At 65.8% G+C, this 22,092-nt stretch carries 20 protein-coding genes and 1 other annotated feature; of the genes, 8 read left to right on the top strand and 12 right to left on the bottom strand.

Annotated features, from left to right (window positions below; translation table 11 throughout):
• Positions 1-81: 81 nt before the first annotated feature.
• The 7 genes from ACT7DK_RS09320 (at position 82) to ACT7DK_RS09350 (ending at position 9,567) form a co-directional block, all read left to right on the top strand.
• Positions 82-450: a response regulator transcription factor gene (locus ACT7DK_RS09320; protein ID WP_445398477.1), complete on the top strand. Its 369-nt coding sequence runs from the start codon at positions 82-84 to the stop codon at positions 448-450.
• On the top strand, positions 450-1,073 hold the full coding sequence (locus ACT7DK_RS09325; protein WP_445398479.1) for a chemotaxis protein CheC: 624 nt from the start codon (positions 450-452) through the stop codon (positions 1,071-1,073). Before ACT7DK_RS09320 ends, ACT7DK_RS09325 begins: the two co-directional genes overlap by 1 nt.
• Complete coding sequence (locus ACT7DK_RS09330) at positions 1,073-2,908, top strand: diguanylate cyclase domain-containing protein (RefSeq protein WP_445398481.1); 1,836 nt, start codon at positions 1,073-1,075, stop codon at positions 2,906-2,908. The genes ACT7DK_RS09325 and ACT7DK_RS09330 overlap by 1 nt, the downstream gene beginning before the upstream one ends.
• A gap of 88 nt (positions 2,909-2,996) precedes the next feature.
• Positions 2,997-3,800: a transporter substrate-binding domain-containing protein gene (locus ACT7DK_RS09335; RefSeq protein WP_445398483.1), complete on the top strand. Its 804-nt coding sequence runs from the start codon at positions 2,997-2,999 to the stop codon at positions 3,798-3,800.
• Positions 3,800-5,920 (top strand): ATP-binding protein, encoded by a 2,121-nt coding sequence (locus tag ACT7DK_RS09340; RefSeq protein ID WP_445398485.1) that lies wholly within the window; start codon positions 3,800-3,802, stop codon positions 5,918-5,920. Before ACT7DK_RS09335 ends, ACT7DK_RS09340 begins: the two co-directional genes overlap by 1 nt.
• A 35-nt stretch (positions 5,921-5,955) precedes the next feature.
• Entirely contained in the window at positions 5,956-8,313 is a 2,358-nt protein-coding gene (locus tag ACT7DK_RS09345; RefSeq protein ID WP_445398487.1) for an ATP-binding protein, read from the top strand.
• 15 nt (positions 8,314-8,328) lie between these two features.
• On the top strand, positions 8,329-9,567 hold the full coding sequence (locus ACT7DK_RS09350) for an EAL domain-containing response regulator (RefSeq protein ID WP_445398489.1): 1,239 nt from the start codon (positions 8,329-8,331) through the stop codon (positions 9,565-9,567).
• A gap of 55 nt (positions 9,568-9,622) precedes the next feature.
• Here ACT7DK_RS09350 and ACT7DK_RS09355 read toward each other — a convergent pair whose 3' ends face one another.
• The 11 genes from ACT7DK_RS09355 to hisG all read right to left on the bottom strand — a co-directional run bounded on the left by ACT7DK_RS09355 (position 9,623) and on the right by hisG (position 20,269).
• On the bottom strand, positions 9,623-10,813 hold the full coding sequence (locus ACT7DK_RS09355; protein ID WP_445398491.1) for an amino acid aminotransferase: 1,191 nt from the start codon (positions 10,811-10,813) through the stop codon (positions 9,623-9,625).
• A 108-nt stretch (positions 10,814-10,921) separates the two neighbouring features.
• Positions 10,922-12,112, bottom strand: a complete 1,191-nt coding sequence (locus tag ACT7DK_RS09360; protein WP_445398493.1) for a Bcr/CflA family multidrug efflux MFS transporter — start codon at positions 12,110-12,112, stop codon at positions 10,922-10,924.
• Between the two features lie 72 nt (positions 12,113-12,184).
• Positions 12,185-13,072 (bottom strand): DNA replication terminus site-binding protein, encoded by an 888-nt coding sequence (locus ACT7DK_RS09365; protein WP_445398495.1) that lies wholly within the window; start codon positions 13,070-13,072, stop codon positions 12,185-12,187.
• Positions 13,073-13,272: 200 nt separating this feature from the next.
• Complete coding sequence (hisIE, locus tag ACT7DK_RS09370; protein WP_445398497.1) at positions 13,273-13,878, bottom strand: bifunctional phosphoribosyl-AMP cyclohydrolase/phosphoribosyl-ATP diphosphatase HisIE; 606 nt, start codon at positions 13,876-13,878, stop codon at positions 13,273-13,275.
• Positions 13,871-14,644 carry an imidazole glycerol phosphate synthase subunit HisF gene (gene hisF, locus ACT7DK_RS09375; RefSeq protein ID WP_445398499.1) on the bottom strand — a complete coding sequence of 258 codons (774 nt, stop codon included), beginning with the start codon at positions 14,642-14,644 and terminating at the stop codon, positions 13,871-13,873. The genes hisIE and hisF overlap by 8 nt, the downstream gene beginning before the upstream one ends.
• On the bottom strand, positions 14,626-15,363 hold the full coding sequence (gene hisA, locus ACT7DK_RS09380) for a 1-(5-phosphoribosyl)-5-[(5-phosphoribosylamino)methylideneamino]imidazole-4-carboxamide isomerase (protein ID WP_445398501.1): 738 nt from the start codon (positions 15,361-15,363) through the stop codon (positions 14,626-14,628). Before hisA ends, hisF begins: the two co-directional genes overlap by 19 nt.
• Positions 15,364-15,954, bottom strand: a complete 591-nt coding sequence (gene hisH / locus ACT7DK_RS09385) for an imidazole glycerol phosphate synthase subunit HisH (protein WP_445398503.1) — start codon at positions 15,952-15,954, stop codon at positions 15,364-15,366.
• The gene (gene hisB / locus ACT7DK_RS09390) at positions 15,951-17,021 is read right to left on the bottom strand and encodes a bifunctional histidinol-phosphatase/imidazoleglycerol-phosphate dehydratase HisB (RefSeq protein WP_445398505.1); all 1,071 of its coding nucleotides are present in this window, start codon (positions 17,019-17,021) and stop codon (positions 15,951-15,953) included. The genes hisH and hisB overlap by 4 nt, the downstream gene beginning before the upstream one ends.
• Entirely contained in the window at positions 17,022-18,080 is a 1,059-nt protein-coding gene (gene hisC / locus ACT7DK_RS09395) for a histidinol-phosphate transaminase (protein ID WP_445398507.1), read from the bottom strand. It abuts the gene before it with no gap.
• Complete coding sequence (gene hisD / locus ACT7DK_RS09400; RefSeq protein ID WP_445398508.1) at positions 18,077-19,369, bottom strand: histidinol dehydrogenase; 1,293 nt, start codon at positions 19,367-19,369, stop codon at positions 18,077-18,079. The genes hisC and hisD overlap by 4 nt, the downstream gene beginning before the upstream one ends.
• A 3-nt stretch (positions 19,370-19,372) precedes the next feature.
• Positions 19,373-20,269: an ATP phosphoribosyltransferase gene (gene hisG, locus ACT7DK_RS09405; RefSeq protein ID WP_094038234.1), complete on the bottom strand. Its 897-nt coding sequence runs from the start codon at positions 20,267-20,269 to the stop codon at positions 19,373-19,375.
• 42 nt (positions 20,270-20,311) lie between these two features.
• Positions 20,312-20,436, bottom strand: a sequence feature (His leader region).
• A gap of 367 nt (positions 20,437-20,803) precedes the next feature.
• Here hisG and ACT7DK_RS09410 point away from each other — a divergent pair.
• Positions 20,804-21,643 carry a DUF2279 domain-containing protein gene (locus ACT7DK_RS09410; RefSeq protein WP_445398510.1) on the top strand — a complete coding sequence of 280 codons (840 nt, stop codon included), beginning with the start codon at positions 20,804-20,806 and terminating at the stop codon, positions 21,641-21,643.
• Between the two features lie 28 nt (positions 21,644-21,671).
• Here ACT7DK_RS09410 and ACT7DK_RS09415 read toward each other — a convergent pair whose 3' ends face one another.
• Positions 21,672-22,088: a hypothetical protein gene (locus tag ACT7DK_RS09415; RefSeq protein ID WP_445398512.1), complete on the bottom strand. Its 417-nt coding sequence runs from the start codon at positions 22,086-22,088 to the stop codon at positions 21,672-21,674.
• Between the last annotated feature and the right edge of the window lie 4 nt (positions 22,089-22,092).

Below are 22,092 nucleotides of genomic sequence, written 5' to 3' on the forward strand. Positions count from 1 at the left end.
TTTATATCCATTTCAAACGGCCATATTTTCTCTATAATGGTGAGCTTGTTGCAATTTAAGCCGTTTTTTTGGAACCCATCGATGACCCAAGCCAAAGCCATGACCCTGCTGCTGGTAGACGACAGCAGAGTAGCCCGTCTCAGCCTGGTGCGTCAGCTGCAAAGCCTGCCGCTGACCCTGGAGATCCTGGAAGCCGCCTCCGCGGACGAAGCCCAGGCGCTGATGCAGCAGCGGCAGGCCGATGCGGCGCTGATCGACTTCAATATGCCGGGGCGCGATGGCATCGAGCTGGCCGGCCTCTTTCGCCAGAGCCATCCCCGGATGAAGCTGGCCCTGGTCACCGCCAACATTCAGGATGCCTTGGTGAAGCGGGCCCGGGAGCTGGACATGACCTTCGTCGCCAAGCCCGCCAGTCTGGATGATCTGGCCCGCTTCCTCGAGGTAGCCTGATGACATTGACCCTGAGCGCCGATGAACACGACGTCATCGTCGAGCTGATGAACATCGGTGTCGGCCGCGCGGCCAGCGCCTTGTCGCAGCTGGTACAGGACGAGGTGTTGCTGTCGGTGCCCCAGTTGCAATTCCTGTCCCCGGCCGAGGCCAGGGATATCTTCTGCCGTTCCATGCCCGGTCTGCTGGCCGGGGTGATGCAGGGATTCCGGGGCTTCATGAGCGGCCGCGCCGCCTTACTGTTTCCCGAAGATCGCAGCCTGGAGCTGGTCCGGGCCATGCTGGGGGCGGATCTGTCCGCCGACGAAATTTCTGAGCTGGAGCAGGAAACCCTGGCCGAGCTCGGCAACATCCTGCTCAACAACTGCCTGGCCACCCTGGCCAATATGCTCAACCAGCAGATTCAGACCGACCTGCCCCAGGCGTTCAATGTGGATACTCCCCATCTGCTCGGCCGGCTGTCGCCCGCGCAGGATGGCGAGGGCTCGATGATCATGCTGGTGCAGATCGACTTCAGCCTGCGAGAGAGCGCGTTGCAGGGATACCTGGCCTTCCTGATCGACCTGCACTCGGCGGACACCTTCATTGAGGCGCTGCGCCACTACCTGGCCGGACTCGAGTAATGATGTCGGAGCAGGATGCGGCGAAACTGCACTCGACCCGGTTGGCGATGAGCACCCTGGATCATATCGAGAGCGGCGTAATCCTCCTCGACCGGCAGCGACGGGTCCGCTTCTGGAACCATTGGCTGGAGCAGCACAGCGGCATCGGTGCCGGCGAGGCCATCGGTCGCCGCCTGGAACAGCTGTTCGGCGAGCTGCCGACGGTGTTGCTCGATGCGGTACGCGACGCCTGCGAACTCCGCCTGTCGCGGCTGCTTTCCCACCAGCTGCATCCGCAACTGCTGCCCTTGCGCCGCCAGACGGCCGCCGGGGTGGGCAGCCCGCTGTTCCACTCCATGTTGCTGCGGCCCCTGGCGGAAACGGAGGGGCTGACCCTGGTTCAGCTGCACGACATCACCAATGCGGTGCGGCGTGAGCGGCACCTGCGCGACAAGGAGCAGGTGCTGCGGCGGGTGCATCAGCGGCTGTCGGAGGAAAAGCAGTTCATCGACACCGTACTCAAGACCATCAGCGCCCTGGTGGTGGTCACCGATACCTACGGGCGCATCCTCAGCATCAACCGCAGCTGCGAGCAGCAGACCGGATTCAGCGAAGAGGAGGTACGGGGACAGCCCCTGAAGGTGCTGTTCAGCATCGATCTTTTCAACAACCTGGTCGACGGCCCCTGGCAGTACGAGGAGCCCCGTCCCTTCGTCTGCCGGATGCAGAGCGCGGCCGGGGAGCAGATGCATATCCGCTGGACGGTGAAAAGCGTCGGCGAGCCGGGCCAGCCGCCCCGCTACCTGATCTATACCGGCCAGGACATCACCGAACGGGAGCGCGCCGACGCCCTGCTGCGTCTGGAGCGGGAGATCCTGGAGATGGCCACCGCCGGCGAGCAGCCGGATAAAACCCTGAACCATATCTGCCTGGCGCTGGAGCGACAGCTGGAGCAGTGCCGGGTGGCGGTGCTGCAGTGGACGGAGGAGGACCGCCTGCAGGTCAGCAACGGTCCCGGCCTGGCGGAAGACTTTTGCCGCCGCCTGGGCGAGTTGCAGAGCGGGAGCCTGCTGAGCATACTGCTGCCGGGGCTGCAGAGCGGCCAGCTGCAGGTATTCGTGGCCGAAGGTTCGGCGCCCCGCTGGCGGCCCTGGCTGGCGCTGGCGCAAGATCATGACATGGCCGGTTGCTGGCTGATGCCCATTCACGACAGCTCCCATGCGCCGCAGAGTCTTTTTGCGGTGTTTCCCCGCCAGCGCACCCATCCGTCGGCCCACGAGCAGATGGTGATCCAGCGTATCGCCCACCTGACCGCGCTGATCCTGGAGCGCCACCTGCAGCAGGAGCGGATCCGTTACCTGGCCCTGCACGATCCCCTGACCGGCCTGGCCAACCGCAGCCTGCTGAACGAGCAGCTGCTGCGCAGCATTCACCGGGGCCGCCGGGAGCAGCACCCCTTCGCCCTGTTGTTCATCGATCTGGACGGCTTCAAGGCGCTCAACGACACCCATGGCCATGACGCGGGCGATGCCTTTCTGGCGGCCCTCGGCCATCGGCTGAAAACCAATTTGCGGGCCACCGACTGCTGTGCCCGCACCGGTGGTGACGAGTTCGTGGTCCTGCTGGAGGGGGTGGCCGACGAGGACACCGCCCGCCATGTTGCAGAGTCGCTGTTGCGGCTGGTATCCACGACCCTGGAATGGAACGGGCATGCCCTGCAGGTGTCGGCCTCCATCGGCCTCGCCCTCTACCCGGAGGACGGTGACGGCGCCGATGCCCTGCTGACCCGGGCCGACAACGCCATGTATGGCGCCAAGGCCGGGGGCAAGGGCTGCATAGTGCGCCTGCGGGGCTGAATGGGTCGGGATGGGGATGACCATGGAGAAACGAATGGCGTCAACACCGGGCGGAACAGGGCGAAACGGAGGAAGGGGACGGCTCCTGGTGGCCGTGGCGTTGGTGCTGGCGGTGCTGCTGGGCTGGTGGCACGGGCGCGACGACGGCTCGCTGCAGCGGATCCGGGAGAGCGGGGTGTTGCGCATCGGCTATGCGGTGGAGGCGCCCTATGCCTACTTGTCCGGCTCCGGGGAGGTGATTGGCGAGTCGCCGGCCACCGCCCGCCTGATCGCCGCCGCCATGGGCGTGGAACGGCTGGAATGGGTACTGGTCCCCTTTTCCCACTTGATTGCCGACCTGCAGGAAGGGCGTTTTGATCTGATAGCGGCCGGCCTCTTTATCACCGAGGAGCGCGGCTCCCAGGTGCGGTTTTCGTCCCCGGTGCTGGCCATCCGCTCCGGCGTGCTGCTGCGGCGGGGCGAGCAGGAGTCCTTGCGCGAGCGGCTGCTGACGGCAATGCCGGTGTCGCTGGCGGTGGTGGAAGGCGCGGTGGAGCACCAATGGGCATGGCTTCGGCCCGAGTTTAGGCCCGGCCTGGTGGTGGTTCCCGATGCCCTGAGCGGCCAAGTGGCGGTGGCCAGCCGGGAGGTTGACGCCCTGGCCCTGTCCTGGCCCGCGACCCGGCTCATGGCGGCGGCCGCACCGGCCACCTTCGAGGCAATGCTGCTGCCGGGCGCCGGCGAAACGGTGAACCTGACCGCCTTTGCCTTCCGTCCCCGGGACCTGAGCCTGCAACAAGCCTGGGAGCGGGCCCAGCGGCAGGTGATAGGCTCATCGGCCCACCTGGCAGCTATCGCACCCTACGGATTCACCCAGGTCGATCTGGCCGCGGGCAAGGAGACTGCCGACTGATGGAAAAAAATATGCTCGCCACGACCGGCCTGGGGGCCCGCAACTGGATCTGGCTGAGCATGGCCGCCGCCGTGCTGGTCTGTCTGCTCGTCGCCGGGCTGCACTATCACCACAAGAGCCGGCTCGGCCAGGCTGCGGTGCTGGTGCAGGAACTGGGCCGGGCCGGCGATGATCTGTCCCAGGGGCTGCTGCACCTGACCCTGAGCACCACCGCCGACTCGCCCTGGCAGCGGGAACGGGGGCTGGTACTGCTGCAGCAGGCCATGACCGGATACCAGCGGACCCTGGCGCGGCTCGACCCCACTGCCGATGCGAGTGCTTTTCGCCGCGATCTCGACGCCTTGCAACAGCAGTTGCAGCCCCTGCGGCAAGAGCCATTTTCTGCTGCCCAGAGTCTGTCGCTGCGATTGGCCATGTACCGCCTCAACAGCAGTGCGCAGCAGCTTGACGGCGAGCTGCGACGGCAGCTCGGCGAACTGTCGGGGCAACTGGATCTGTATTTCGACGGCGGGGTGGTGCTGGCGCTGCTGTTGCTGGGCGGTATCTGCCTGGGCCTGTTCCGGCTGGAGCAGAGCCGCAGCCGGCAACAGCAGCGCCTCGAGCTGCTGGAGGCGGCGGTCTCGCAGCTGAACGACATCGTCATGATCACCGAGGCCGGGCTCCTGGACGAGCCCGGACCGCGTATCGTGTTTGTCAATGCGGCCTTCGAGCGGCACACCGGCTATCGGCGGGAAGAGGTGATCGGGCGGACGCCGCGCATTCTGCAGGGCCCGGAAACCAGCGTCGAGGAGCGCCGGCGTATCCGCCGGGCCCTGGAGCACTGGCAGCCGGTGCAGGCGGAGATGCTCAACTACACCAAGGGTGGCGACAAGCTCTGGCTCGAACTGAGCATAGTGCCGCTGACCGATCGGCAGGGTCGCTACACCCACTGGGTGTCGGTCGAACGCAACATCACCGAGCGGCGGGAGCTGGAGGAGCAGTTGCACCAGGCCCGGCGGTTGGAGTCGGTAGGCCAGTTGACCGGGGGGATCGCCCATGACTTCAACAATCTGCTGACGGTGATCATCGGCAATGCCGAGCTGTTGCAGGAGCAACTGGCCGAGGCGGATCCCCTGCGCCCCCTGGCGGAGTCCATGCTTTCCGCGGCCCAGCGAGGTGCCGAGCTGACCAGCCGTCTGCTGGCCTTTGCCCGCCGGCAGGCCCTGGTGCCGCGGGTGGTGGCGGTCAATGAACTGATGGATGAGATGCAGTTGCTGCTGCGGCGGACCCTTGGCCACCATGTGGCCATCGAGGTAGTCCAGGAGCCGGGTCTCTGGCCGGCGCTGGTGGACCCGGCGCAGCTGGAAAGCGCCCTGCTCAACCTGTGCATCAATGCCCGGGATGCCATGCCCGGCGGCGGGCGGCTGACCCTGGAAAGTGCCAACATCAGCCTGGACGAGGAGGATGCCGGCCGCTACGGCGACGTGGCGCCGGGCGACTATGTGCAACTGGTGGTATCCGATACCGGCAGCGGCATCGCCGCCGAGCACCTGCACCGGGTGTTCGAGCCCTTCTTCACCACCAAGGAGCAAGGCCGGGGCACCGGGCTCGGGCTGTCGATGGTGTTTGGCTTCATCAAGCAGTCGGGCGGCCATATCACCCTGTATTCGGAGCCGGGAGAAGGCACCACGGTGCGCATGTACCTGCCCCGTTCTCCGGTGGCAACACAGCCAGCAGCCCCGGTGACGGCCCCGGGACGCCGGGGTGGGGACGAGACCATCTTGCTGGTTGAAGACGATGCCGAGGTGCGCCGCTATGCCGAGATACAGTTGCGACGGCTGGGTTATAGGGTGTTGCTCGCCGCAAATGGCTCCAGCGCGCTGCGGATACTGAGGGAGAGGCAGGATATCGATCTGCTGTTTACCGATGTGATGATGCCGGGCGGCATTAACGGGCCCGAACTGGTCGAGCAGACGCGCTGCCTGCATCCGCATATCAAGGTGCTGTACAGCTCCGGCTACGCTGCCAGCACCCTCCTGCACCAGGGGCGGGTGGCGCCGGAGTGGCAACTATTGACCAAGCCCTACCGGCGCGCCGAGCTGGAAGCCAAGGTGCGCCAGGCGCTGGAGCAGCGGCCATGAGGCGGTGGGGGTCGGACAAGGGAAGTTGGCTTCCGGTGCCGAACGGGCACCCCGCCTGGCGCTGGAGTTCGCTGGGGGCGCTCGCCCTGATCTTTGCGGCCGACGCCCTGACCCCACTCGGGTTTGCGCATGGCATCCTCTATCCGCCGGTCATACTGCTGGCCTTGTTCAGCGGCAGCATTCGCCTGGTGTCCGCCGTCAGCCTGGCGGCGGCGGTCCTCACGGTAGCGGGCGTGTTCATTTCCCCGGCGGCTCCCCGTGACTTCGCTCCTCTCTTTGTGCTGGCCAACCGGTTGCTGGCCCTGGTGGCCATCGCCCTGAGCGGCCTGCTGTCGGTCGCCATCATCCATTACCTGCGCCAGACGCATGACGCTTACCGGGCCCAGCAGCGGAGCCGTCAGGAGTCGGAGCTGCTGGCCGGGCGGCTTCGCAACACTCTGGAAAGCATGACCGAGGCTTTTCTGGTGCTGGACAGGGAGCACAGGATCACCTTTGCCAACCGGCGGGCGGAACGGCTGCTGGATACGAGGTCGCCGGCCATGCCGGGCCAGCCGCTGGTGGCCGTCTTTCCCCAGGTCCGGGCGTTGCTGGAGCAGGGGGGACCTGAGGGGGAGGCGGAGTTGTTCTACCCCCGACGCGAGTGCTGGCTGGCGTGCCGTTATGTGCGCACCGACGACGGCCTGGCGCTGACGTTGCAGGACTGCACCGAACGCAAGCGTAACGAGCAGAGCAGGCTGACCGAAGCCCGGGCATTGCAGATGATCTATGAAGGCGCCTCTCTGCGGGCGGTGCTCACCCAGATAGTGCTGGGTATCGAGCAGGTATTGCCCAACACCCTGGCCTCGGTGCTGCTGCTGGACGAAGCCGGCATCCACCTGCAGGAAGGGGCGGCGCCCAGCCTGCCCGAGTCCTACAATCGGGCGGTATACGGCCTGGCCATCGGTCCACGGGCTGGCTCCTGCGGTACCGCCATGTACCGGCGCGAAGCCGTGATCGTGGAGGACATTGCCACCGACCCGCTGTGGGCGGACTACAAGGCGCTGGCGCTGGCCCACGGCCTGCGGGCCTGCTGGTCTATTCCCGTGCTGGACGGTTCAGGCCGGGTGTTGGCCAGTTTTGCGCTCTACCACCAGCACCCGAAAGCTCCGAGCGAAGCCGATCGTGCCCTGATCGACCGTACCAGCCACATCGTCGGCCTGGCCCTGGAGCGTCATCGCCAGGAAGCGGCCCAACGCGCCCTGGAGGAGCAACTGCACCATGCCCAGCGGATGGAGGCCGTGGGCCAGCTGACCGGCGGTGTCGCCCACGACTTCAACAACCTGCTGACGGTGATCCTGGGTAACGGCGAACTGCTGCAGGAGCAGCTGGCGCGGGAGCCGGCGCTGGCCGAACTGGCGCAGATGATGGTGGTGGCCGCCCAGCGAGGGGCGGATCTGACTCAGCGGTTACTGGCTTTCGCCCGTCGCCAGGCGCTGGAGCCCCAGGTGATCCGGGTCAACGAGCTGGTCGAGGGCATGCACACCCTGCTGACCCGGACCCTGGGGCAGCACATCAGCATGGAACTGTGTCCGACCGAGGATCTCTGGCCGGCGCTGGTGGATCCGGCCCAACTGGAAAGCGCCCTGCTCAACTTGTGTCTCAATGCCCGGGATGCCATGCCGGGTGGCGGCCGGCTCACCATTGAAACCGCCAATGTCCGGCTGGACAGGGACTATGCCGCCACCCATGCGGAGGTGGAGCCTGGCGACTATGTGCTGCTGGCGGTGTCGGATAACGGCAGCGGCATTGCTTCCGAGCACCTGGGGCGGATTTTTGAACCCTTCTTCACCACCAAAGAGAAGGGCAAGGGCTCGGGGCTGGGGTTGTCGATGGTGTTCGGTTTTATCCGCCAGACCCGCGGCCATGTCAGCGTCTATTCCGAGCCGGGCATCGGCACTGTGGTGAGGATGTACCTGCCCAGGGCCGGGGCCGGGGCGCTTGAGGCGGAGCCGACCAAGAGGGTGGTACCCTTGCCGCGGGGCGGCGACGAGTGCATCCTGCTGGTGGAGGACGATGCCCTGGTGCGCCGTTATGCCGAGGATCAACTGCGGAGCCTGGGCTACCGGGTGCTGACCGCCAGCAACGGTGACGAGGCCCTGATCCTGCTGCGGCAGGAGCAAGACATCGATCTGCTCTTTACCGACGTGGTGATGCCCGGCGGCTTGGGAGGGCCGGAACTGGCGGCCCAGGCGAAGGCACTCAGGCCCGGGCTTAAGGTGCTGTTCACCTCGGGCTATACGGAGAACGCCATCGTCCACCAGGGGCGCCTGGACAAGGGGGTGCAACTGCTGGGGAAACCCTATCGGCGCGCGGAGCTGATGGTGAAAATACGCCAGGCGATGGATAATTCATAAAAAAAGCGGGGTTTCATGATGGCGAAGACAAGGCTGTTGATCCTGGACGATGATCCCATGACCGGGCAGACCATAGCACGCATCGCCGAGTTCGCCGGGGCCGAGGTATGCTTTACCACGGATCCGGAGGAATTTTTCCAACTGGTGGAGACATGGCAGCCGACCACCATTGCGCTCGATCTGGTGATGCCCCGGATGGATGGGGTACAGGTGATGGCGGCCCTGGCTGACAAGGGCTGTTCCGCCCGCCTCATCATCAGCAGTGGGGTGGGCACTCGCGTGCTGGATGCCGCCGGCCGCTCCGCCGCCGAGCATGGCCTCAATATTGCCGGCGTGCTGCCGAAGCCCTTTACTCCGGCCGAGCTCAGGACCCTCCTGGCAGAGGAGCCGTTGGCTGATGCCCCGTCTTTACGCCGGGCCCCGGGCCCCGGGCCGCGCCAGCCGACCCTGAAGGAACTGCACCATGCCCTGGCCCAGGGGGCCATCGGCGTGGTGTATCAGCCCAAGGTGGCCTGTCGGGGTACCGAACTGGCCGGCTTCGAAGTCCTGGCCCGCTGGCAGCACCCGGAGCTGGGTGCCATCGCTCCGGACGTCTTCATCGCCCTGGCCGAGTCGGGTGGGTTGATCGACGAACTGACCGAGCAGGTGCTGGAGCAGGCGTTGAACTGGTTCGCCGGGCTGAATCGAGCCAAGGGAGCCCTGGCGGCGGTGCCGGCTTGCTCTCTGAAGAAACTGACCCTGTCCATCAATATTTCGGCCCGCTCTCTGGGCAACCTGGCCCTGTTCGAGCGCCTGGAGCAGCGTTGTGAGGCGTTGGGACTGGCGCCGGAGCGCCTGATCTTCGAGCTGACCGAAACCAGCGCCATGGAGGATCCGGTGGCTTCCCTGGATATCCTGACCCGGTTGCGGATGAAAGGATTCCAGCTGTCCCTCGACGACTTCGGTACCGGCTTTTCATCGATGTTGCAGCTGGTACGATTGCCCTTTTCCGAACTCAAGGTAGACAAGTCCTTCGTGATGACCGCCATGCAGTCCCAGGAATCCCGGGCGGTGATCAAGTCGGTGATCGAGCTGGGACACAGCCTCGGCCTGCAGGTCACGGCGGAAGGCATCGAGGATAGGAAAACCCTGGACTATCTGCGGCAGTCGGGCTGCGATCTGGCTCAGGGGTACTTTATCGGCAGGCCCATGGCCGAAGCGGCGCTGCCGGCCTGGATCCACGACTACCAGGCACAAGCCAGGGAAAACGGCTGACCGAAACCAGAAAAAAGCCCCGCCGAAGCGGGGCTTTTGTCGTCGGGGGGAGGGCTCAGATCACCGCGGCGATGGCGTCGCACAGGGCGTCGATGTTCGACTTGGTGATGCCGGCCACGCTGATGCGGCCGGAGCCGACGATGTAGATGCCGAACTCGTTCTTCAGCCGCTCCACCTGCTCCTTGTTCAGGCCGGAGAAGGAGAACATGCCGTTCTGGCGGGCGATGAAGCTGAAGTCCTGATCCACGCCGCGGCCGGACAGTTTTTCCACCAGCAGGGTGCGCATTTCCTGGATGCGGTCGCGCATTTCGGCCAGCTCGTTCAGCCAGTCCTGGTACAGCTCCGGATCCTCGGCCACCAGGGCCACCACGGCGGCGCCGTGGGAGGGCGGGTTGGAGTAGTTGGCGCGGATGATGGTTTTCACCTGGCTGAAGGCGGTGTCGGCCACGGCGGCGTCGCTGGCGACCAGGGTGAAGGCGCCCACCCGCTCGTTGTACAGGCCGAAGTTCTTGGAGAAGGAGCTGGCGATCAGCAGCTCTTTATTGTGCTCGGCGAACACCCGCAGGCCGTAGGCGTCTTCCTCGATGCCCTTGGCGAAGCCCTGGTAGGCGAAGTCGAACAGCGGCAGCCAGCCTTTCTCGGCGGACAGCTTGGCCAGTTGCTGCCATTGCTCGGCGGTGGGGTCGATGCCGGTGGGATTGTGGCAGCAGCCGTGCAGCAGCACCACGTCGCCGGCCTTGGCCTGGGCCAGGTCGGCCAGCATGGCGTCGAAGTCCAGATCCTTGGTGTCGGCGTTGTAGTAGCCGTATTCCTTCACCTCCAGGCCGGCGGCGGTAAACACGGCTCTGTGGTTGGCCCAGGTGGGGTTGGAGATCCACACGGTGTTGCTGTCGAGCTGGCGGGCGATGAACTCGCCGGCGATGCGCAGGGCGCCGGTGCCGCCCGGTGCCTGGGCGGTGCGGGCGCGGCCGGCTTCGGTCACGGCGGAGCCGGCGCCGAACAGCAGCTGCTGCACCACGCGGCCATAGGCCTCGGTGCCTTCAATGCTGAGGTAGTTCTTGGTGGTCTGCTCCTGCACCAGGCGGGCTTCGGCTTTTTTTACGCAGCGCAGCACCGGGGTCTGGCCGGCTTCGTCTTTGTAGATGCCCACACCCAGGTTGATCTTGTCGGTACGGGGATCCTGGCGGAACGCGTCGGTAAGGCCCAGGATGGGATCGGCAGGGGCGGCGGTGACCTTCTCGAACATGGTAGTGTTGATTCCTTGTAATGATAAATATGGTCCGGGTCGCGGGCTGCGACAGCCCCTAGTTATAACATTTGCGTCCCCATTAAAAAACGGCTTTCACCGGGGAATTTATGCCCGGGCCTTCAGCGCCGGATGCACCAGCAGCCAGTAGCTGGACAGGGCCAGCCAGGTGCACAGGCTCATCACCAATGCCATGGGCAGGGCCGACAGCAGGTGGCTGGCATTGACCGCGAAGGCCGCCACCGCCCCCAGGCCGAAACGGGTGGTGCCGGCCAGGGCCGAGGCGGTGCCGGCGGTTTCCGGAAAATGGCTGAGCAGGCCGGCCATGGCGTTGGCGCCGATCAGGCTGATCTGGGCGATCAGCACCATGATCGGCAGTACTATGCCCCAGAGGCCACCCGTGCCGGTGGCGGCATTGAATATCAGCGCGAGGGCGGCAAGGGCCGCCACCGTGAGGCCGACCTTGAGCAGGCGATCGCTGCCGAGGCGTTTCACCAGCCGGCTGTTGCCGAAGGTGAGCACCATCATCAGCAGGATATTCAGGCCGAACAGCAGGCCGTAGTGCTGGGCCGGGACCCCGAACAGTTCGATGTACACCAGCGGCGAGCCGGAGATAAAGGCGAACATGGAGGCGGTGGTCAGGGCGCCGCACAGGATGTAGCCCAGGGCCGCCCGGTGGCTCAGCACCTTGCCGTAGTTGCGCAGTATGGGCAGTAGCCGGAACGGTTGGCGCAGCTCGGGCTTGAGGGTTTCCGGGATCTTGAATGCCAGGGTGACGGCGACCAGGGCGCCGATGGCCGCCAGCAGCACGAAGATGCCGTGCCAGTGGGCCACCAGCAGCAGGTAGCCGCCGACGATGGGGGCGAGCAGGGGGGCCAGCGTCATCACCAGTATCACCATGGACATCACCCGGGCGAACATGTCTCGTTCGAACATGTCGCGCAGCAGGGCGTTGAGCACCACGGATCCGGCGGCGCCACCGATGGCCTGCAGCAGGCGGAAGGCCATCAGTGCCTCTATGCTGTCGGCCAGGGCGCAGCCGATGCTCGCCAGGGTAAAGAGCGCGAGGCCGCCGAGCATCACCGGCTTGCGGCCCACGCTGTCGGCCAGGGGGCCGTAGAGCAGCTGGCCGAGGGCGAAGCCGGCGAGGAAGACGCTGATGGTGAGCTGGGCCTGGGCCACCGGTACGCCCAGATCCCGGGCGATGGTGGGCAGGCTCGGCAGGTACATGTCGATGGCCAGCGGCGTCAGGCCGGCGAGGCTCGCCAGCAACAGCAGCAGGGAAAGGGGCAGACCCATGAGGAACATCCAGAGGTAACAAGTGCAACCAATTTAAACATGATAAGCATTATCATGCAAAAGATGTCCGTATTAGGGCCGGTAGGGGTAGATATGCAGCCGGGGAATGAGCGGCTCGTCCTTGATGCGGGCTTCCCGGCGTTTGCGGGGAGTAGCCGGCGGATAGTCCGCAAGCGGGGTCAGCGCCGGCGGCTCGTCCTGGCACAGGATAAGCGGCAGGTGGGCCTTGACCTGCTGCTGGCGGGGGCGGATCTCCTCCTGCCAGCGCACATTGACCATGGGGTGGGTCTTGACCGGCCGGCGCAGGCGCAGCTCCACCCCCGGCGGCAGCCGCTTGACGTCGTAGATTTCCCGGTCCACGCATTGCAGCCAGGTCTGGGCATCGACCAGGGGCGGAGGTTTGAGCCGGGACTCGGTGAGCTGGCGCACCAGCTGGTCCTTGTCCAGCTTCTGGATGATCTGCTTGTTGGCCCAGGTAAAGCCCAGCCGGGAGGCGGGGCGGGGCAGCAGCACCAGCTGGCGGTAGACCTGCAGGGTGATGAGGCCGGGCAGGGTGTCGTGCACCAGGGCGAACTTCTTGTCGCGGCCCTCGGTTTCCTGCACCAGCGCCCGGAACGCCAGCTTGAGTCGGTTGACCTCGTCCACCAGGGCGGCGACATCGTCCCCGAGGGCGGCGGGCAGCAGCAGCAGGCCGGGCAGACGGAAGCTTGCTTTGGCCGAGCAGTCCGGTTGCAGGTGCCACCGGCGATAGGCCGCCAGGGCGGCGTGCAGGGCGTCCTCGTCTTGCAATGGGCTGACGGGGATCCGCGCCACCGGCTCGTGCTCCTGGCCAAGCGGCACGGGCGGCAGGGCATAGCAGCGGGCGAAGGGGCTGGCCCCGGCCAGGAACTGGCAGAGGGCGCTGGTGGTGCTTTCCAGCTCGGCGAAGGCGTGGCGCAGGCGGGCGGCGAGGGTGAACATAATTTATGCCAACATACTTTGGGTGCTTTTGAATCTAGCAGGCGAGACGGCGCGGCGCAAGCAGCAGGACCGGGTGGTGCGCCAGGCCGGCAGGATGGGGCAACGGGGTTGCCTATTTTACATAATGTGCGCATGGGCGAAATCAAAAGAAAAAGGGGTCGGAGTCAATTAAAAAACTCCGACCCCTTTTAGGGGAGGGCTTACTTGTGCCGCGCTTTCAGCTTGTTGACCACGTCGGTCAGTTGCAACCCTTCCTGCTGCAGCAGCACGGTGAGGTGGTAGAGCAGGTCGGCGGACTCGCTGACCAGCTCTTCGTGGTCGTGCACGGTGGCGGCCAGCGCCGTTTCCACTCCTTCCTCACCCACCTTCTGGGCGATGCGCTTGGTGCCCTTGGCGTAGAGGCTGGCGGTGTAGCTGGTGGCCGGATCCGCGCCCTTGCGGCTGGCCAGCACCTGCTCCAGCTCGGCGAGGAAGGCCAGTGACGGCACTTGCTGGTCGTTGAAGCAGGACACATTGCCCAGGTGGCAGGTGGGGCCGATGGGCTCCACCAGCGCCAGCAGGGTGTCCTGATCGCAGTCGGTGCTGAGGTCGCGCAGCTGCAGCACGTGGCCGGAGGTTTCGCCCTTGGTCCACAGCCGGTTCTTGGTGCGGCTGAAGAAGGTGACTTCCTTGGTGGCCAGGGTTTTTTCCAGCGCCTCCCGGTTCATGTAGCCGAGCATCAGCACCCGGCCGCTGCGGCTGTCCTGCACGATGGCCGGCATCATGCCGTCGACCTTGTCCCAGTCCAGTTGTTTGGCATCAATCACGGATCACCACTCCTTCCTTTCTCAGATACTGCTTGAGCTCACCGATATCGATGATGCCCTTGTGGAACACCGACGCGGCCAGGGCGCCGTCCACGTCCGCCTCGAGGAAGGCGTCGCGAAAGTGCACCATCTCGCCGGCGCCACCGGAGGCGATCAGCGGCACCTGGCACAGGGCGCGCACCCGCAGCAGTTGCTCGATGTCGTAGCCCTGGCGCACGCCGTCCTGGTTCATCACGTTGAGCACGATCTCGCCCGCGCCGCGTTGCTGCACCTCTTCCACCCAGTCGAAGGTGCTCCACTTGGTCACCTGGGTGCGGCTCTCGTCGCCGGTGAACTGGTGTACCTGATACTGGCCGGTGGCCTCGTCATAGTAGGAGTCGATGCCGACTACTATGCACTGCACGCCGAAGGTATCGGCCAGCTCGGTGATGAGCCCGGGATTGGCCAGGGCCGGGGAGTTGATGGAGATCTTGTCGGCGCCGAATTCGAGGATGCGGGCCGCGTCCTCGATGGACTTGATGCCGCCGGCCACGCAGAAGGGGATGTCGATCACCTCCGCCACCCGGCTGACCCAGCTCTTGTCCACCACCCGCTCCTGGCTGGAGGCGGTGATGTCGTAGAACACCAGCTCGTCGGCGCCCTCGGCGGCGTAGCGCTCGGCCAGCGGCACGATGTCGCCGATGATTTCGTGGTTGCGGAACTTCACCCCCTTGACCACCTGGCCGTCCTTGACGTCCAGGCAGGGGATTATGCGTCTTGCCAGCATGAAATGGCCTCCTTGACGGTGAACTTGCCCTCGAGCAGGGAGCGGCCCAGGATCACCCCGGCCACGCCGGTGCCCTTGAGCGCCTCGATGTCATCGATGTTGCCGATGCCGCCGGAGGCCTGCCAGAGGATGGTGGGGTAGCGGGCGGCCAGCTCCCGGTACAGGGCGACGTTGGAGCCGGACAGGGTGCCGTCCCTGGAGATGTCGGTGCACAGCACGTGGCACAGGCCCGCGGGCAGGTAGTGCTCGAGCAGGGCTTCGATGGTGATGCCGCTGTCTTCCTGCCAGCCGGCGATGGCGATCTTCTTCTCGCCCTCGGGGGTGATGTTGATGTCGAGCGCCAGCACGATGCGCTCGGGGCCGTACTGCTTGATCCAGCCGGCCACCAGCTCCGGTTTTTTCACTGCGGTGGAGCCGATCACCACCCGCTGGGCGCCGATGTCGAGCAGGTCCTTCACGTCCTGCTCGGTGCGGATGCCGCCGCCGATCTGCACCGGCACGGCGGTGTTTTCAATCAGGCTTTTAATCACGGCAAGCTGGCGCTGGTCGCTGTTTTTGGCACCGTCCAGATCCACCAGGTGCAGCTGGCTGGCGCCTTCGGCCACATAGAGGTCGAAGCGCTCCTGGGGCGAGGCGGTGTATTCGGTTTTCTGCTGGTAGTCGCCCTGGTACAGGCGCACCACCTTGCCATTGATAAGGTCTATGGCGGGAATGATCATTTACAGCTCCAGAAAGTTTTTCAGCAACTGGGCGCCGGCGGCACCGGAGCGCTCCGGGTGGAATTGCACGCCGAAGAAGTTCTCCTGGCCGATGGCGGCGCTGAAGGCCTGGCCATACTGGCAGGAGGCCAGGGTGTATTCGCCCACCGGCACCGCGTAGGAGTGCACGAAGTAAAAGAAGCTGCCTTCGGGAATGTCCTTGAACAGCGGGTGGCCGGGCAGGGGAGTGACCTGGTTCCAGCCCATGTGCGGCAGGCGGATGCCGTCGCCGCCTACCATTTTGGTGCAGTCGGCGTCGATCTTGCCCAGGCACTCGACCTCGCCTTCCTCGGAGCGGTTGACCAGCATCTGCATGCCGAGGCAGATGCCCAGCACCGGCTGGTGCAGCCGGTTGATGAGCTCCACCAGGCCGCGCTCGCGCAGGTTCTTCATCGCCTCGCGGGCGGTGCCCACGCCGGGCAGGAACAGCTTGTCGGCCCCCAGCACCACTTCCGGATCCTTGCTCACTTCGACCTGATAGCCCAGGCGCTCGATGGCGTAGCGCACGGAAGACAGGTTGGCGCAGCCGGTATCGATAATGACGACCTTCACAGTACCCCCTTGCTCGACGGCAGATCATCGCCTTCCACCCGGATGGCCTGGCGCAGGGCCCGGCCGAAGCCCTTGAACAGGCTTTCCACCATGTGGTGGGTGTTGTCACCGGTCACCCGCAGGTGGATATTGGCGGCCAGGCTGTCGCTTAAGCTACGGAAGAAGTGGGGCACCATCTCCACCGCCATGTCGCCCACGCTGTCCCGGTGGAACTCGCCCTCGAACACCAGGTAGGGGCGGCCGGACAGGTCCAGGGTGATGGCGGCCTCGCACTCGTCCATGGGCAGCACGAAGCCGAAGCGGCCGATGCCGCGTTTGTTGCCGAGCGCCTTGCGCAGCGCCTCGCCCAGGGCCAGGGCGGTGTCTTCCACCGTGTGGTGATCGTCGATGTGCAGGTCGCCCTCGACCGCCACTTCCAGGTGGAAGCCGCCGTGGGTGGCGATTTGATCCAGCATGTGGTCGAAGAAGCCAAGCCCGGTGTGGATCTTGTTGCCACCGAGTCTATCCAGATCCAGCTTGATGCGGATGTCGGTTTCCTTGGTGGTGCGGGTCACCTCGGCGGTGCGGCCGCGGCTCAAGAGGCGCGCCACTATCTCGGGCCAGTCCAGGTCATGATGGCCGTAGTGCAGGCCCTTTAGTCCCATGTTCTCGGCCAGCTGCATGTCGGTCTGGCGATCGCCGATCACCCAGGAGTCGGTGAAGTCGATGCGGCCGGCTTGCAGGTAGTCCTTGACCAGTCCCAGGCGCGGCTTGCGGCAGGCGCAGTCGTCGTGCTGGAAGTGGGGGCAGATCAGGATGTCGTCGAAGCGCACACCCTGGGAGGTCAGGATCTGCATCATCAGGTTGTGGGGGGCGTCGAAGTCGGCTTGCGGGAAGCTGTCGGTGCCCAGGCCGTCCTGGTTGGTGACCATCACCAGGCGGTAGCCCGCGTCCTGCAGCTTGAGCAGGGCCGGGATCACGCCGGGCAGGAAGGCCAGTTTGTCGAGCCGGTCCAGCTGTTTGTCGACCGGCGGCTCTTCCACCATGGTGCCGTCGCGGTCGATGAATAAAATACGTTCCTTAGTCACTTATTGCTCCTGTTGCAGTACGGCCAGTACCGCGTCCATTTCGGCCTCTTGGCCGATGGTGATACGAATACAGTCGGCAAGCCCCGGCTTGCTGGAAAAATCACGCAGTATGATACCCGCCCTGCTCATGCGGGCAAAGACGGCACTGCCGGGGGTGAAGCGCACCAGCAGGTAGTTGCCGTTGGGGGCGAATACTTCCTCGACCTGGGCGTTGCCGGCGAGTTGCCCGGCAAGCTCCGCCTTGAGCCGGTTGATCTCCGCCACCCGCGCGCGCATCCGTTTGATCCCGTCCTCGCTCAGGGCCTGGGCGGCGATCTGGGCCACCGGCTCGGGGATGGGGTAGGGGGCGATCACCTTCAGCAGCAGGCCCACCACCTCCGGGTTGGCCAGGGTGAAGCCGCAGCGGATGCCGGCCAGGCCGAAGGCCTTGGACAGGGTGCGGATAAGCACCAGCTCCGGGTAGTCGGCCAGCAGGCCGGCCTGGCTGTGCGCGGGGCAGAACTCGATATAGGCCTCGTCCACCACCACCAGGGCGCGGCCGCGGGCGGCTTCGAGCAGGCGGATGAGGCCGTCCTGCTCCACCAGATCGCCGGTCGGGTTGTTGGGCGAGCACAGGAACACCAGCTTGGCCTCGCCCAGGCGGCCGATGATGCCGTCGAAGTCGGGCTGGCGGGAGGCCTTCAGCGGCACGTCGATGATGCCCACGCCGTTGGTCTCGGCGCTGATGGCGTACATGCCGTAGGTGGGGGTGCAGATGATGATGCTGTCACGGCCCGGCTCGCAGAAGGTGCGGATCAGCAGTTCAATGCCTTCGTCGCCGCCGCGGCTGACCAGCACCTGCTCGGGGGCCACGCCGGCGTAGGCGGCATAGCCGTTGATCACCGCGGGCGGCTGGCACTCGGGGTAGCGGTTCAGGCGCGAGCAGTCCAGGCGGAAGTCGCCGCTGTCGGCCGCCTCGTTGGCGTTCAGCCAGATGTGGCCCTGGCCGCCGATGCGGCGGGCGGACTGGTAGGGGGTGAGCGCCTGAACCTGGGCGCGGGCCAGTTGGGTGAGGCTCATGCTTGTTTCTCCAGTTTGGCCAGCCGCAGGCTGACCGCGTTTTTGTGGGCATCCAGGGTTTCGGTGGCGGCGAGCAGCTCCACCGCCGGACCTATGGCTTGCAGTCCCGCCGGGCTCAGCTCCTGCACCGTGTAGCGACGCTGGTAGTCGGCCAGCCCCAGGCTGGAACAGGTGCGGGCATAGCCGTAGGTGGGCAGGGTGTGGTTGGTGCCGCTGGCATAGTCGCCCACCGACTCCGGAGTCCAGGCGCCGAGGAAGATGGAGCCGGCGTTCCTGAGCTTGGGCAGCAGGGCGCGCGGGTCTTCCGTCTGCACGATGAGGTGCTCGGGCGCATAGGCGTTGGAGATGGCGGCGGCCTGGGCCAGATCGTCGCAGATAAAGGTGCGGCTCTCGGCCAGGGCCCGGCGGGCGATGTCGGCCCGGGACAGGGCGGCCAGCTGCTCGGCCAGGGCGGCATCCACCCGCTCGGCCAGGGCGCGGCTGGGGGTGACCAGTATCACCTGGGAGTCGGGGCCGTGCTCGGCCTGGGACAGCAGATCCGAGGCGATAAAGGCGGCGTCGGCGGACTCGTCGGCGATCACCAGCACCTCGGAGGGGCCGGCGGGCATGTCGATGGCGGCCCCGTCCACATCACCGGACACCTGGCCCTTGGCCTCGGTCACCCAGGCGTTGCCCGGGCCGAAGATCTTGTCCACCTTGGTCACCGTCTCGGTACCGTAGGCCAGGGCCGCCACCGCCTGGGCGCCGCCCAGGGTATAGATGGCGTCCACGCCGCAGCGCCGGGCGGTATAGACGATGGCGTCGTTCACCGGCGGCGGCGAGCACAGCACCACCCGCTCGCAGCCGGCGAGCTTGGCCGGGATGGCCAGCATCATCACGGTGGACACCAGGGGCGCGCTGCCGCCGGGCACATAGAGGCCGACCTTTTCGATGGGCTGGTAGTGCAGCTCGCAGCGCACTCCCGGTTTGGTGTCCAGCACCACGGGGGCGGGGAGCTGGGCCCGGTGGAAGGCGCCGATATTGTCGATGGCGAGCTCGATGGCGGCTTTCAGCTCCTCGCTCACCCGGCTGCCGGCGGCCGCGATCTCCTCGTCGGTCAGCTGCAGGCGCTCGAGCTCCACCTTGTCCAGGGTGCGGGTCAATTCCCGCAGGGCGGCATCACCGCCGGCGCGCACCTGGCTGATGATGGCGGCGACCTGGGCGTCGCGCCCGCCCTGGGCCAGGGCGGGGCGGCGCAGGGCGGCGGCCTGCTCTTGCTTGCTCAGTCGGTTCCAGTCGAAAGTCTGCATGGTTTACTCCATCATCTTCTCGATGGGCAGCACCAGGATGGAAGAGGCGCCCAGGGCCTTGAGGCCTTCCATGGTTTCCCAGAACAGATCCTCGGTGCTGACCACATGGATGGCCACCTGCTTGGTCTCGCCGGCCAGCTGCATGATGGTGGGACGCTCGGCGCCGGGCATCAGGGCGATCACCTCCTCCAGCTTGTCCTGGGGCGCGTGCAGCATGATGTACTTGCTTTCCCGTGCCTGCTGCAGGCCCTGGATGCGGGGCAGCAGCTTGTCGATGACCTTTTGCTTGTTGGCGGCGAGGGGGTTGGCGCTCTGGATCAGCACCGCCTTGGAGCGATAGATGACGTCGGTTTCCACCAGGCCGTTGGCCTCCAGGGTGGCGCCGGTGGACACCAGGTCACAGATGGCGTCGGCCAGGCCGGCGCGGGGCGCCACTTCTACCGAGCCGTTCAGCATCACGCTCTTGAACTTGACGCCCTGGCTGTCCATGTAGCGCTTCAGCAGCCAGGGGTAGGAGGTGGCGATGCGCTTGCCTTCCAGGCTCTTGGGTCCTTGATAGTCGAATTCCTCGGCGACCGCCAGCGACAGCCGGCAGCCGCCGAAGTCGAGCCGCTTGAGCACGCTGTATTCGGCGGACTGGCCGGTGGCCTGGCGCTCCATCACGGTTTCTTCCAGCACGTTTTCGCCGACGATGCCGAGATCGACCACGCCGTCCATCACCAGGCCGGGAATGTCGTCGTCCCGCACCCGCAGCAGATCGATGGGCATGTTTTCGGCATGGGCGATGAGGCGCTGCTCACGCAGGTTGAGCTTGACGCCGCAGCCTTTCAGCAACTGCTGGCAGTCGGTGCTGAGGCGGCCGGATTTCTGAAGGGCGATGCGAAGGCGATTCTGATCCAATGTCATGTGCTGTGTTCCTTGTGATAAACCGTAAAGCCGTAAAACGAAAAACCCCCGGAAGGGTAGCTTCCGAGGGTCTGGTATTTCTGTCCTGCTGGAAGCCGCCAAGCGCAAGGTCTTCCAGAATAAGTATCCTGAAAGACTAGTCGGGATGATGATGGTGCTTGGCGTTGTGCAGGAAGTTCATATAAAGGCGTAACCTGAATCTCTCTGATGGTCTGGGCTCACCATAGCAAGCCGGGCGGGCTTTGCCAACCCCGGATCCGGATAAACTTGGCGGAGAAAAGCGGCGGGCGGCGGGCGGGACAGGACGCCGGGGATAAGGTTTTGGAGATATGCTCCATATTTTTGTTATTTATGGTGATTTTGTTCCGCAGTAATGTGCGCTGGTAGCGTTGAATATTGAATTGCGCCCATCGTCTCGGTTGCCCAGAGTGGTGCGGAAAAGCGGTGGCGAACAGACCGACGAAAACGGCACCGCGAGCCCGACTCGCTACACTTAGGGATGTCGTGTTTCCGGTCTCAAGGTGACCCATGCCTCCGTTTAAGCCGAGCGTGCTGTCGATAGTCTTGCTGCTGATGGCGCCGCCGGCCGGTGCGGAGGTGCCGGTCTTGCCGGAGCAAGGTTGGTCGCGGGAACAGAAGACCTGGGCGCTCAACCTGGCGATAGTGGGCGGGGCCACCGCCTACGGGGTGGCGGTGTGGGACTGGGGTGAGTCCAGCTTCGGCACCCAAAGCGAGGGCTGGTTCGGCCGCGATACCGAGCACGGCGGCGCCGACAAGCTGGGCCACGCCTATACCGGTACTGCGGCCACGGCCCTGTCGGCCGCCCTCTACCGCCGCTGGGGCTACGACGATGCCGAGGCGGCCCGGCTGGGCGCCCTGGGCGGCCTGCTGCTGACCACCACGGTCGAGCTGGGCGACGGCTTTTCCCCGGAGCACGGCTTCAGTTGGGAAGATCAGGTGGTCAATCTGGCCGGGGTGGGGCTGGAATATCTGCGCCAGCGCCACCCGTCCTGGCGCGAGCGGATACAGTTCCGCTGGGAGTACTGGCCGTCTCCCGCCGTGCGCCGGGGCCGGCACCAGGATATCTTCACCGATTATTCGGGATCGCGCTGGCTGCTCGCCTTTCCGCTGAATGCCTGGGGCGGCCGGGACTCGGCACTGCGCTGGATTGAGTTGCAGGCGGGCTACGGCAGCCGTGGTTTTGCCGAGCGGGATCGCGACTTTTTCGACCGGCCCAGGCGGCACCCCTTTATCGGCGTCGGTCTTCACCTTCCCCTGGCGCTCGAGCGCCTCGGCGCCGGCCCCGCCACCCGGCGCTGGTTCGAGTATATCCAGATCCCCGGCACCGCCCTGCCGCTGCCGCCCTAGCCCGGGCGGCCATGACGCCGCTCAGAAATCAGAAATACTGGCAGTGATCGGCTTTTTGCGCCTTTTCGGACAGAAACCAGCCCGGATCGACGATACCCGAGGCCGCCGGCATCAGCTCGGCCGGCGACACCTCGAAGGTCTGGGCCGCGTAACGGCAGCCGTAGAGCCGTACCCGCCCGGTGTCGGCCAGCAGTTGCAGGAAATCGGCGATCTCGGTGGGCTCGCCATCCGCCGCCAGCCGGGCGCGCAGCCAGGCGGCGTCGGCGGCATGGGCCCCTTCGATGCGCCGCGACGCTGCTCCCGCCGGGGTCAGCACCCGCACCGCCCAGAGCACGAACAGCATGTCCACCTGCACCCCCTGCAGCGCCTGGGTATAGGCGAAGGTGAGGGGCGTCAGCAGTTTGTCGTAGGCGTCCTCGCGCACGACCATGGCAAGGTGTTTCATCGTT

It is taken from the genome of Zobellella sp. An-6 (assembly GCF_052487945.1).